This window comes from Lactobacillus panisapium, assembly GCF_019469265.1.
GTDB classification, from domain to species: domain Bacteria; phylum Bacillota; class Bacilli; order Lactobacillales; family Lactobacillaceae; genus Lactobacillus; species Lactobacillus panisapium.
This window is the reverse complement of record NZ_CP048268.1, coordinates 1,231,778-1,244,684: the sequence shown is the minus strand read 5'-3', so window position 1 is coordinate 1,244,684 and position 12,907 is coordinate 1,231,778. Positions and strand designations below refer to the sequence as shown.

At 36.9% G+C, this 12,907-nt stretch carries 13 protein-coding genes; 11 read left to right on the top strand and 2 right to left on the bottom strand.

The window, feature by feature from the left end:
• Positions 1–49: 49 nt before the first annotated feature.
• The gene (locus tag GYM71_RS05870; RefSeq protein WP_220219791.1) at positions 50–922 is read right to left on the bottom strand and encodes a LysR family transcriptional regulator; all 873 of its coding nucleotides are present in this window, start codon (positions 920–922) and stop codon (positions 50–52) included.
• A 157-nt stretch (positions 923–1,079) separates the two neighbouring features.
• Between GYM71_RS05870 and GYM71_RS05865 the strand changes: the two genes are divergently transcribed.
• The 11 genes from GYM71_RS05865 (at position 1,080) to GYM71_RS05815 (ending at position 11,545) form a co-directional block, all read left to right on the top strand.
• Positions 1,080–1,949 (top strand): ACP S-malonyltransferase, encoded by an 870-nt coding sequence (locus tag GYM71_RS05865; RefSeq protein WP_244986803.1) that lies wholly within the window; start codon positions 1,080–1,082, stop codon positions 1,947–1,949.
• On the top strand, positions 1,942–3,582 hold the full coding sequence (gene mdcA, locus GYM71_RS05860) for a malonate decarboxylase subunit alpha (protein WP_220219789.1): 1,641 nt from the start codon (positions 1,942–1,944) through the stop codon (positions 3,580–3,582). Before GYM71_RS05865 ends, mdcA begins: the two co-directional genes overlap by 8 nt.
• A 16-nt stretch (positions 3,583–3,598) precedes the next feature.
• Positions 3,599–3,892: a malonate decarboxylase acyl carrier protein gene (mdcC, locus tag GYM71_RS05855; RefSeq protein ID WP_220219788.1), complete on the top strand. Its 294-nt coding sequence runs from the start codon at positions 3,599–3,601 to the stop codon at positions 3,890–3,892.
• A complete protein-coding gene (gene mdcD, locus GYM71_RS05850) occupies positions 3,882–5,549 on the top strand; it encodes a biotin-independent malonate decarboxylase subunit beta (RefSeq protein ID WP_220219787.1) in 1,668 nt (555 codons plus the stop codon). The genes mdcC and mdcD overlap by 11 nt, the downstream gene beginning before the upstream one ends.
• Complete coding sequence (locus GYM71_RS05845; protein WP_220219786.1) at positions 5,537–6,202, top strand: malonate decarboxylase holo-ACP synthase; 666 nt, start codon at positions 5,537–5,539, stop codon at positions 6,200–6,202. The genes mdcD and GYM71_RS05845 overlap by 13 nt, the downstream gene beginning before the upstream one ends.
• Positions 6,199–6,999, top strand: coding sequence for an alpha/beta fold hydrolase (locus GYM71_RS05840; protein WP_220219785.1), 801 nt, complete (start codon positions 6,199–6,201; stop codon positions 6,997–6,999). The genes GYM71_RS05845 and GYM71_RS05840 overlap by 4 nt, the downstream gene beginning before the upstream one ends.
• A gap of 12 nt (positions 7,000–7,011) precedes the next feature.
• Positions 7,012–7,257, top strand: coding sequence for a cupin domain-containing protein (locus GYM71_RS05835; protein WP_220219784.1), 246 nt, complete (start codon positions 7,012–7,014; stop codon positions 7,255–7,257).
• A 96-nt stretch (positions 7,258–7,353) separates the two neighbouring features.
• On the top strand, positions 7,354–7,848 hold the full coding sequence (locus GYM71_RS05830; protein WP_220219783.1) for a helix-turn-helix domain-containing protein: 495 nt from the start codon (positions 7,354–7,356) through the stop codon (positions 7,846–7,848).
• A 90-nt stretch (positions 7,849–7,938) separates the two neighbouring features.
• Complete coding sequence (locus GYM71_RS05825) at positions 7,939–9,150, top strand: MFS transporter (RefSeq protein WP_220219782.1); 1,212 nt, start codon at positions 7,939–7,941, stop codon at positions 9,148–9,150.
• An 11-nt stretch (positions 9,151–9,161) separates the two neighbouring features.
• Entirely contained in the window at positions 9,162–10,214 is a 1,053-nt protein-coding gene (locus GYM71_RS05820; RefSeq protein ID WP_220219781.1) for a carboxylesterase family protein, read from the top strand.
• 425 nt (positions 10,215–10,639) lie between these two features.
• The gene (locus tag GYM71_RS05815; RefSeq protein ID WP_220219780.1) at positions 10,640–11,545 is read left to right on the top strand and encodes an ROK family protein; all 906 of its coding nucleotides are present in this window, start codon (positions 10,640–10,642) and stop codon (positions 11,543–11,545) included.
• A 429-nt stretch (positions 11,546–11,974) separates the two neighbouring features.
• On the opposite strand, the gene GYM71_RS05810 is transcribed toward GYM71_RS05815, so the two are convergent.
• A complete protein-coding gene (locus GYM71_RS05810; RefSeq protein WP_220219779.1) occupies positions 11,975–12,862 on the bottom strand; it encodes a LysR family transcriptional regulator in 888 nt (295 codons plus the stop codon).
• Between the last annotated feature and the right edge of the window lie 45 nt (positions 12,863–12,907).

Sequence of the window (12,907 nt, the reverse complement as noted above, 5' to 3'; positions counted from 1 at the left end):
TATATGCGCTTTTTGGTAAAAACGCAAGCCCATTTTTAGTAATTATATTCTATCTATTTTGTGCACCCGTTAGTACTGCAGCGATTTCGTTACTAAATAATCTTTGGTTATCAGTTAAATTTTGGTAGGGCGTATTTAGATAAATTGTTCTTTGCGGCGAATTGGGGAAAATTCTTGCACTGTCGATTAAATGAAAATTGGTAAAAAAGCTTCCCCAAGTAACTTTGGAAATAAAGCCCATGCCTAGACCTGCTGCAATCATTTCTCGCACCGTAGCTGGTTCATCAGATTGATATTTAAAATTGAGTTTTAATTCATTTTTAGCTAAAAACTGATTAATTGTTTGTTGCAATTCAGTTTCATCACTTTCGCCGACAAAAGTAAAATTCGGTAAATCTTTAACATCTAAATTATGTTTACCTTGCATAAAATTCTTTTGCCAGCCAATTACTATTTCTTCTTTTAATAACGGAATTGCGGTAAAATGGTCAATTTTATTGGAAGAGATAATAAAATCAAACTGCTTTAAATCCTTAGCGAAGGTTGTCCGTTGATGAATATTTAGACTGACATTAGGCAGTAATTTTTGCATTTTAAGGGCAACAAGTGGGATGAGCGGTGAGCCAACAGTAAAAAGAACATTAATTTGGCTATTTTCTTGGTCTTTATTAGTTTGGACAGCCTTAATTCCACGGTTTAGTAAATTTAAGCTATCGGAAACATATGAATAAAAAATCTTTCCTTGTTGGTTAAGCTGAATTGTTCTTCCTTGCCGGTCAAACAATTTAACGCCTATTTCTTCTTCTAATTGCCTGATGGTTTTACTAATTGCTGATTCACTTACGTATGCTAGCTTAGCTGCTTCAGTCACTGAACCTATACTTGCGACACTAACAAAATATTTTAATCCGGTTAAATTCATTTTTTACACCAATTGATAACCTTTTAGTTAACTATTATTCCTATTATCTATTATAAATGGTTATCGATTAGGGTTAAACTGTTTTTGTGAGATCCAAAGAGGTGATAACTTGAAATACTTATGGTTATTTCCCGGTCAAGGGGGTCAAAAGGCCGGGATGCTTCAAAAGATTGACCCGACATTAAAAAGTAAGGTTGAAAGTTGGACAGGTGTGAAGCTTGTAGACAGTGAAAAGGGCTATCAAAATTCGCAACAAATTCAGCTTAGTATTTTGTTGTTGCAAGTTCAGCAAATTGATCAGCTCAAAGAAAAAGGCTGGCTACCAGATATCGTAGCGGGGCATTCACTTGGAGTTTTTGCCGCCGCCTATGCTGCCGGCGTTATTAATAGAGAGGATGTTTTTAAACTTGTAAGTTTGCGAGCAAGTCTAATGCAATCATCATTTCCAATAGGTTATGGCATGGGTGTCGTTGTAGGCCTATCTCGTCAAGAAGTTGGGAACTTGGTGCAACAAGTGAACACGGAAAAAGATCCGGTCTTTTTATCAAACCAAAATTCTGAATTGCAAAACACTTTGTCTGGCAAAATAACTGCTATTCAAGCCGTACTCCAATTAGCTAAAGAAAGCGGTGCAGCCAAGGCTAAACTTTTACAAGTTCCGAATCCTTCGCATTCACCATTGATGCAAAGCGTGGCGGATAAATTGACCAAACAGATTGGGCAGTTAGAGTTGCATTCTCCTACCTGTATTTATTTAGCAAATAATAATGGACATCCGGTTAAAAGCATAGCTGAAATTAGCTATGATTTGGCCAATAACCTAACTCATCCTGTTTTTTGGGAAACAATGATCAATGTGGCTCTTGAATACAACCCACAAGTAAGCGTGGAATTTGCTCCAGGAACTGCTTTTACTAAATTATTAAAGGCAAAAACGAATCAACTAGCTAATATAACTTTGGCAAATATGACGATTGATGACGCAGATTTTTTATTACATAAATGGAAAGGAAAAGATAATGACTGAAAGAAATTGGCACACCCATCGGGATGCTAAAAATGCACGCTTAGCAAAAGCGGCGACACTGCTCGAGGGGAAATTTGCTAAAACAGAGGATGTTGTTAAGGTCCTTGAGACACTAATTAAACCTGGAGACAAGGTTGTTTTGGAAGGCGATAATCAAAAGCAAGCTTCATTTTTGTCAGAAGCACTGACAAAAGTAGATGCGGAAAAAGTTCATGACTTACATATGATTATGTCAAGTATTTCTAGGCCAGAGCACTTAGACATTTTTGACTTAGGAATTGCTGCCAAAATGGATTTTTCATACGCAGGTCCTCAGAGCACTCGCGTTTCGCAAATGATTTCTGATGGCACCATGGAAGTTGGCGACATTCACACATACTTGGAACTTTTTGGCCGTCTATTTATCGATTTAATTCCTAATGTTGTTTTAGTAGCCGCTGATAAAGTAGACCATGAAGGCAATTTATATACGGGCTTTAATACTGAAGAAACACCGACTATTGTCGAAGCAGCAGCTTTTCATGATGGCATTGTAATCGTTCAAGCTAACGAAATCGTTGATCAAGTACCAAGAGTTGATATTCCCGCCGGTTGGGTTGATGTGGTTATTCCCGCTGATCAGCCTTACCAGCTTGAGCCACTATTTACCCGTGACCCACAAGCAATTAGCGAACTGCAAATTTTAATGGGCATGATGGCAATTCGGGGAATATATGAAAAACACAATGTTCAAACTTTAAACCACGGTGTAGGTTTTAACACTTCCGCAATTGAACTTCTCTTACCAACTTATGGTGAGCAACTGGGCTTAAAAGGTAAAATTTGTCGTAACTGGGAACTAAATCCAACCCCAACCTTAATACCAGCAATCGAAAGCGGCTGGATGGAATCAATTCACTCGTTTGGTGGTGAAGTAGGGATGGAAAAGTACATTATGGCGCGGCCAGATATTTTCTTTGTAGGTAATGACGGAACAATGCGGTCGAATCGTGCCCTAGGCCAAGTTGCCGGACAATATGCTTGTGATATGTTTGTTGGTTCTACTTTACAAATCGATCAATGGGGTAATTCTTCAACAGTCACCAATGGTCGTTTATCTGGTTTCGGTGGTGCGCCTAACATGGGCTCTAATCCAACCGGTCGGCGTCATTCAACTCCTGCTTGGCAAAGCTTGAAGCCCGAAGATAACCCATTGGCAAAAGGGCAAAAGCTCGTTGTGCAGATGGTTGAAACATTTGGTTCTAATAAAAAGCCCGTTTTTGTTGATCACTTAGATGCTGAAAAGGTACGTAAAGAAGCTAAATTAGCTAACGTTCCAATTATGATTTATACCGAGGATACGACCCATATCGTGACTGAAGAAGGAATCGCATATCTGTATAAAACTGACAGTATGGAACAAAGAAAAGCTGCAATTGAAGCAGTAGCAGGTGTGACACCGGTTGGCTTGCGCTCAAAGCCAAAAGAGGTCCAAAAACTGCGCGATCAAGGGATCGTTGCTTTACCAGAAGATATTGGTGTTGCCCGCCGGGATGCAAAACGTTCATTACTGGCTGCTCAAACAATGGACGATTTAGTGCAATGGTCACATGGCTTGTACAATCCACCTGCCAAGTTTAGGTCATGGTCATAATAAGGAGGTTAATAAAATGGAAAAACTTAATTTTAGCTATCAAAACACTCAGCCAGTGACTAAATTTGTTCATGTTGGTGTCGTTGCCTCCGGAGATTTAGAAGTATTAATTTATCCTGATGACAAAACTTCATTAGAAATTGTGACTGGTAGTGACGGTTTCAAACAGGTTTGGCAAAATGTCCTTGACCGCTTTTTTGCAAGGTATCCTTTACAAGGCAGGTTTGTTATTCATGATTTTGGAGCCACACCGGGTGTCGTTAATTTACGATTAACACAGGCAATGGAGGCATTAAATAATGAAGAATAGTTTTGTAGAATTAAATGGTCGTCAACGAGCAAATGCTTTAATTGATAAAGGCACTGGTCGAGAATTAGTTGGACCAGAATATGATATGATTTCACCACATCTTGAGCCGCAAAAAATTGTTCCAGAAAGTGATGATGGTGTTGTTCTTGTCAAAGGTAAACTAAACGGTAAAAGGGTCGTAATTATTTCTATCGAAGGAAAGTTTCAAGGTGGTGGAATTGGTGAAGTATCTGGCGCCAAAATAGTTGCAGCTTTAGAAAAAACCTTAGATGATAACAAGCAAGGTATAAAGGAATACCCAATAATTATTCTTGATACTGGTGGTGTTCGTCTGCAAGAAGCTAATTACGGGTTATTGTCTATTTCTGAAATTCAAAATGCCATTATTGCCTTGAAACAATATGTTCCCGTAATTGGACTAGTACCGGGAAGGGTCGGCAGCTTTGGCGGAATGTCAATTACTAGTGCAATTATGTCATACTTAATTACAACACCAAAAGCTAGAATTGCTTTAAATGGTCCCGAAGTTATCGAACAAGAAGCTGGTGTACGTGAATTTGATTCTAGTGATAAGGACTTAATTTGGAATACGCTTGGAACTCGTCAAAGAGTAGCTACAGGAATTGCAGATGAAGTTGACGAAGATGATATCACGACTATTAAAGAAGCTATTGATAGAGCAATCGAAGAAAAAAAGGATGCTCATCGGACTGAGCAATCTGATTTTTATCTATCTTTACTTGATCAAATTGATTTTGCTAAGCCCCTTACTACAAAGCAATATTGTTCTCTTTATGCTAAAAATCAGGCTAATAAGCATGATATAAACCAAGCGGTAGCTGGGGATAAGGCAACTGCCAAGTCTCGTGGCCGCTTGTGGTTTGAAAAACTAACTGGTTTACCGAATGCAAAATCAGATTATCCAACAGTTCTTCATGCGGAAAAAGATGGCAAAGAATTTATTGCGATTGTTCCTAATGAAAATAACCGCTTTCCTCGTGTACGTCACGGTGAGGTGGGGTTGCAAGAAGGATTTTTAGTCGCAAAAATCGTTAATCAAATTGTTGCTGAAGATCAAAATAATGATGTTAAACGTCCGCTTATCTTAATCGTTGATGTTCCAAGCCAAGCTTATGGGTATAAGGAGGAATTGATAGGTATTCACATTAGTTTAGCTTCTGCGGCAGCCGCCTATGCAAAGGCTCGGCAGGCCGGTCATCCAGTTATTGCCTTTATTCCAGGGGATGCAGTTTCAGGCGGCTTTTTAGCCCACGGTTTGCAATCCAACAGAATGATTGCCTTAGCTGATGATTCAATTACCATTCAGGCAATGTCAAAAGCTTCGGCTGCTCGAATTACCCAAAGATCAATTCCAGAACTAGAAGAGGCTACGAAGCACGTTCCGGCAATGGCTTATGACATTAAAAATTATGCCAAATTGGGTGCTTTGTATAAATTAGTCCCTGATGTTTCTTCTTGGGACGCAAATGATGCGGCCGTTTCAGAAGTTGAGCAAATTATTAATGAGGCCATTACAAGTACCAAGAAGCACTCGACCGATTTACATTATAGGTATGAAAATCCAGTTGCCATTGCAAGTGGCCGGAAGGCAACTAATGAGATGCGTAAAGCTGTGTTTGACCAATGGAACGATTAACGGCAATATGGCCCAATGATTTACTGCAATTCACTAGTTTGCAAGATCTAGTTTTAACCGAGAATCCTTTACCTGGCTGGGCAAAGGATTCTTTGTCTGAGACAAAAACAGTGGTGGTTAGACGGGGCTTAATCAACGATAATCTGATCCCAGTTGGAATAAGAGGTTACGAAAGAAAGCAAAGGTTTGCTTGCTACTTAAATGTTGCAGCTATTAAAAAGCAATATCATCCCCAGTACTTTATTCAACATAAAAGTTGGGAAGGTTTATCTGAAGATAGACAAAAACTTCCACCTTTTCAGGCATTACAAAAGATAGTCCCGCTATTAAACAATTTTCAGTGGGGAATAGGAGGCTCGTTAGGATATGAAATGGCAACCGGTGTAAAAATGGTTAAAAGCACGACGGAACATGTCAGTGACTTAGATTTGCTACTTTATCAAACTCCTACGTTAAACAGAAGTCAGGCCCAAGAACTTTTGCAAAAGCTGAATCAGTATCATGTGCACGCTGATGTACAAGTAGTCAAAGGTCAAAACGGTTTTTCATTAGAGGAATATGCTGCTAATCGTAGTAAAAAAACTTTGGTAAAAACCGCTGCGGGACCACTTCTAGTTGTCGATCCTTGGCAATTTTTACAGGAAAATAAATGAGTATTTTTAAAACAAGCGATAACGTAGAACTTAATTTTCATTTTTATGGCACCGGTAAGCCACTGATTCTAATAACCGGTTTTGGTGGCTATCAAGAAGTTTGGACAAAACAAGTTTCCTACCTTAGAAAAATGGGTTATAGCGTTTTAACTTATGATCACCGTAATATGGGTAAAAGCCAGCGTACAGCCAAAGGACAATCACTTGAAAGACTAACTAAGGATCTAATTGAGCTATTAAGTTTTCTAAAAATAACTCGGGCCACGTTTATTGGCCATTCAATGGGCGGGAGTATTATTTATAACTTGTTAAAAATTAAACCGCAAATTATTGATATAGCAGTTATTATTGATCAAAGCCCATATATGCTAAATACGAAGTCTTGGCACTATGGCTTTATGAATTTTACTTTGGAAAATTACCAAGACTTGACCCTATTAGCTCCGCAGGTGCATGAAACGCTTCATGGCATCGATAGTTCTGTTATGACGGAATTATTACCAGCCAAAATTGCTTACCCATTTGATCGAAAAGCAAATTTGGACTTATTGCAAGAGCATGTTCAGCTAGACTGGCGGAAAATAATTAAACGTAGCAGCCAGAAGATGATTATCTTTGCGGCTGAAAAGAGTCCATATTATCCTTTTCAGTTCGCAAACTGGATGGCAGAACAAAATCCTCAAATTACCGCTTCCATTGTGCCAAATTGTGGTCACGATATAATGGCAGAAGTACCGCAACAATTTAATCAATTACTACGCCATTTTTTATTACTTAATCATTATCTACCACAGTAAAGGAAGATAAAGATGTTTCGTCATGAAATTATTGTTACTAAGGGAATCTTACCGTTTAAGATTATTATTCATAATTCTTCAGCACTTCAAATTACTAAACACTGGCACCGTGCCCTAGAAATTGATTTTACTATTCATGGTGAAGGCGATTACCTAACTTCGGGGCACAAAACGCACTTGAGTGACGGCGATTTCATAATTATTAATTCTGGTGAAGTTCATGGTGTCGAAAATATTTGTCCAGGTAATGCTCGTTGATCAATTACCATTCTTGTTCCATTTGAGTTCTTGAATGAATTGCTGCCTGAAATTAATCATTTGTATTTTATTTCTCAAATCACTGATCAGGAAATAATGCTGAAGGTAAAAACTGAGCTAACAAGGATTTATCAGCTTTGGACTAATCAACATAATCATGAAAATAAGATTGAAATATTAGGACATTTTTATCTTTTAATGGCGCTTCTTCTCAGAAATTTTGTTGTACCAAAAAAGAATATTATTTGCTTTAATGATGCCAGAAAGCAGGACAAGGTTAAAGATATCATTAATTTTTTAACCGCCAATTATCGAGATAGCTTAACTTTAGACGAAGTTGCTGATCACTTTGGCCTTTCAAAGGCATATTTGGATCGCTTATTTAAAACCGAAGTACAAACAAGCTTGATTCATTACTTGCAGCTGATTCGTTTACAACATGCCTATGATTTACTAGTTAATACTGACTTGCCTGTTACCGTTATTGCCGACCAATGCGGTTTTGCCAATGTTCGAAGCCTGCAAAAAATATTTAAAGATGTCTATAGTGCAACACCTTCCACTTATCGGAAAAGGTTAAAAAGTCAATAATTTACCTATTTAATAAAAATAATTGCAATATTTAGTCAATATTCTTCTTTTATAATATCTTAGTAAGCGATTACATGGAAGGAGAGGAAAATGACTCAGAATATTAAGCAAAAAAGTCCACTTTTAAAAGTAGGTATTTTATCAATTTCAACCTTGTTAACTGCAGCTAGTGCGGTTTCGGGCACTTTACCAATGATGACAAAGCACTTTACCCATGAAAGCGTAGCGAATGTGAAAGCATTAGTGACTATTCCTTCAATTGGTATGGTAATCTTTGTCCTTTTGTCAACGTTATTTATTAAATACTTGGGTAAAAGAAAAACCGTTTTGCTTGGCTTGTTTTGCGGTTTAATTGGGGGCGTTGCGCCATTTTTTAGCACCAACTTTCACCTGATTCAAATTGCGCGTTTTGTATTAGGAGCAGGTAACGGTTTATATTCAACTTCAACGGCCAGTTTAATTGGAGATATTTGGAGTGGGGATGAGCAACGGACCTTACTTGGGTATCAATCAGCAATTCAAACATTTGGTCAAAGCTTGGCGGTTTTTGTTGCTGGTTTACTACTTGAAATTAATTGGCAAGCAGCTTATTTAGTTTACCTGCTGTTTATCCCAATCATTTTGTTATTTGCTTTAGGCTATAGCAAAGAGACTGAAGCACAAATTAAATCTCGGCAAAAAGAAGAACTAGTTAAAGCTAAATCCGAAAAGAAAACTACTAATGTGCCGATCTTAGCGTTAGTAGCAATATTAATGTCATTTGTATATTTCAATGCAATTATGCCACAACAAACCGATACTCCGCTTGTAATTCAGCAACTAAATTTAGTACACCAAGAGTTTTTCTCAACTGCGTTAGCGTTAGCAGGACTGGCTGGCGCAGTTTTTACAGCTTTTTATGGCAAAATTTACCAGTTACTAGGACATTACACACCAGTATTTACGATGTTGTTAGGGGTTATTGGCTATTGGGGCGTGCTTCATTCGCCTAATATGCTGGTATTCACGATATCAATGATGGTAATTTCTGCCACGAATATTATTTTTCCGTATATTTATGGTGCGGTAATGGAAGATGTGCCAGCAACTTCCAAGGATTTCTTCTTATCTTTGGCAAAAGTATTTAACAATGGTGGAGCTTTTATTTCACCATACACGATGGCACTTACAGCATCCATTTTACATTTGTCGGGACCAATGAACATTATCAGAATTGCAATGTGGTATTTAGTATTTGTCGGAATTGTTTTTGTGATTTTGGCAATTATTAGAAACAATAGGTTAAGAAAAACAACAAAATAGGAGTTATGAGCATGAAATTAAATGTAGTGTATCAAGAAGAAGTTACTGACAATGGTTATTTCGTAACCAGCGCCAAGATTACGCCAAGTCAAATGACCAAAGATTTACAAAACCGAATTTCTTTTACAATAGAAGGTAAAGAATTACAAATAACTAGGATTGAGAAAGAGCAAAATCAGATAATCTATTATTTTAAATTGACCAAGGAATTGTTAGCCTTAAGTTTTGATCCGGCTAAGTTTATTAATCAGGTAGCTTTGCCACAAATAATGCTTCACGTTAACGGGATGCAACCTGAAATTGAAGTTGCGTTCCAACCAGATCCATTTTTAGCAGATTTTAAGCAAAAAATTATTCAAACGGATACAATTCAATTAAGCTATTCAATTTATGCTTCTGGTACCAATCGGAAAAAGCGGCCGTTAGTATTGTTTTTACATGGTTCTGGCGAGCGTGGTTTTAACAATGGCATGCCGCTACTGGCCAATGATGTGCCAAAGACCTTGCATGATTATGCTAAAACTAAAGAAGATGCTGTTATTTTAGTTCCGCAAGCTACTTGGGCACCAACTCTAAATGGGTGGTTTAGAAAAGATTTTCGCAAAGCACTGTTCATTTTACTTAAACAAACAGAATCTGAGTACAACATTGACACGAAGCGCATTTATTTAACTGGCTTATCAAATGGTGCTTCGACAACCTGGTATATGGGCGTACATCATGCAGATATTTTTGCAGCTCTAGTGCCTTGTTCCGGTTATGTTTATGATGATGGCAAAAAAGGTTATGGTGATCAAGGAAAAGGACGGTATATGCTTGCAAGCCCTGAAGAAGGTAAGACTTTGGCACAATTACCAATTTGGGCCTTTCATGCCGAAGATGATCCAACTGTTGGGGTACTCGGAACTAAGAAAGCTGAAGAGGCCATTCACAAAGCAGGGGGCAAGCAGCTGAAGGTCACTATTTATCCTAAGAACACTGTTAAGCCTAATCCGCATGCAAGTTGGGCGAGAGCTTTTAATACCCCAGAGTTATTACCATGGCTTTTTAAGCAACACAAATAAAAAGGGGGTCATATAATGATCGTGTTCCCGGACTAGCATCAAGTCATGCTCAAACGTTTGGCCGTTTAGCCGGAATAAACGCTGCAAAAAACTAAACGCTAATTATAATTGATAGTGTTTCGCAAGATTAATTAGGATGACTGCTGGTACTAAACATTATCAAATTGTTTAAAAACTTTTCTTAAAACTGATTTCAAACTTATTGAAGTCAGTTTTTTTGCTTAGTCAGATATTCTCAAAGACAAAAAATTTTTTAAAATCTTGCAAAGAAACAAATAAAATCTAATTTTATCAAAAAAGAAATTTTTTTAAGTTATAATTTTAAAAGGAAATTTCATCAGACATTGTTTCAAGATGATTCCATGTTAAATTTAAGTTTTGATAGTTATTTGGTTTTTGACTAAATTTTTTCTTGAAGGGTTAGTATGAAAAATTATTTAAGTATTGATATTGGCGGTACTGAAATCAAGTACGCACAAATTGATGTATCTGGTCATATAATTGAAAAAGGTAAAGTGAGCACGCCAGATGGCAAAGACAAGTTTCTGGCACAAATTGATCAAATTGTTCAAAAATATTCCGGTTCAATTAAAGGCTTAGCTTTTTGTGCACCAGGTAAAATTGACAAAACGAAAATTAGGTTTGGTGGTGCTATTCCTTTTTTAGATGGAATAGATTTTGGTCAAATTTATGAAGCAGAAGATTTTCCTGTTGCCGTAATTAATGATGGTAAAGCAAGCATTTTAGCAGAAAATTGGTTAGGAAACTTAAAAGACGAAAAAAACTGTGCTGCTATTACCTTGGGTACCGGAGTGGGTAGCGGTATTATAGTCAACGGTCACCTTCTTCAAGGTACGCATAATCAAGCCGGAGAAATGAGCTTCATGATTGCTGATATTTCTAATCCTAAGGATATGCAGGGTAGTATCGGCAAGTTATGTTCGGCCGTTCGCTTTGTTGGCCAGGTAAATGAACAATTAGGTTATGAGGATGTAAGCGATGGTGTTCACGCTTTTGAAGCAATTAAAAACCATGTTCCCGAGGCAGTTGCTATTTTTGAACAGTATTGTTTGCAGATTGCTACTTTAATTCTTAACATGCAAACTGTGGTTGACGTTAATAAAATTGCCATTGGTGGTGGAATTAGTGCCCAATCATGCTTGATTGATGGAATTAAGCAGGCTTATGATCAACTAGTTAATGATGATAATTCGATTATCGGTCAAACTTTAACTAAACCGGAAATTGTTGCTGCTAAGTTTAGAAATGATTCTAATTTGTACGGTTCGCTATATAATTTACTGCTACAAACAGATCACGAAACTGTTTAAGATAAATGCGATCCGTAAAAATCGCTATCTGTTGCAAATGAAAACAATTTATTAGATTTTAGAAAAGGACCAACTCCCAAAATTTAATTGGAGTTGGTCCTTTTCTTAGTCTAGATAATGATTAATTCAACCGCTATGCATAAAACGGTGTCAACTATTTGTTGCTTTTTACCATGTTTTGCTTTAGTTTAAACCTAAATTTTTGATAGTCATTTAAACAGCAGCTTTCATCTGGATACTAGTGCAAAGCATATCTTTAGTCTGTTTAAATTGGAAGATAAGGAATGCTGTAGGTAATCACTACGATCAATAATGGATAATATGTAAGTCTTGTAACTATTGAATATAGTTTATGCTCTGAGAGAATCATGCCAAGATTACGTTTAATTAGATCGAGCTTAATTGAACCCAAGATGCAATGACAGGATTTTAACCTAAAAATTGTTTAATTAAGTTACACTTTTTGCTTTGCTTAGGATAAATAGACTGAATTTTAAATTTTTGACTGTTTTCATTTCCTTGCAAAGGTAGGTAGCTAATTTCTGATTCGGTATTAGAACCTAATTGAATTAGACCATCGGGATAATATGCATTAGCTTGATTAGCTGTAACTAAAGTTTGCATTTGCTCAATTGTTGAAACACGTGCAACTGGAATGTTTTGATATGCTTCTGGCAAAGTTGCCAGGAAAGCATGTTTTAGATAATTAGTTTTTTCTGGACTATAGTAGAGCATCGGCTTATCTTTCAATGCTTTAATAGGAAAGGTATTGTTCTGACTTAAGGGATTGAGTTTGCTGACGCCAATAACCATGGTGCTTTGAAATACGGTTTTGCTAGTTAGATTTTTTGTCAAAAATTCTTGTGAACCGTAGTCCAATATATAAGCCATATCTAGAATACCTAGAGATACATCAGAAATAAGGTGCTCAATACTTTCTTCAGTAATTTTAAATTTTATGTTCGGATACTTCTTACTGAAAGCATAAACTTGCTTTCGCATTAATGCTCCTTCAAATGGTGAAAAATAACCAATTTTAAATTCTTGGTGAACTGATGTAGTTTGATGACGTAAAGAATTAATTTCAACAAAGTAGCTATGAAGCATTTCCTTAGTTTTTAAGAAGAATGCTTGTCCCTGATCAGTAACAATAATTTTGTTTTTGCCACGCTTAAAAAGTTCAAAGCCTAATTCTTCTTCCAATTTTTGCATTGATTGAGAAACAGATCTCTGGCTAACATATTTAGTCTTTGCAGTCTTTTGGAAACTGCCCGTTTCAACTACTGATATAAAAGTATTTAGTTGATCAAAATTCATTTTTACCCGAACCTCCATCTTCGCCTGACGCAAAATATTCTACCT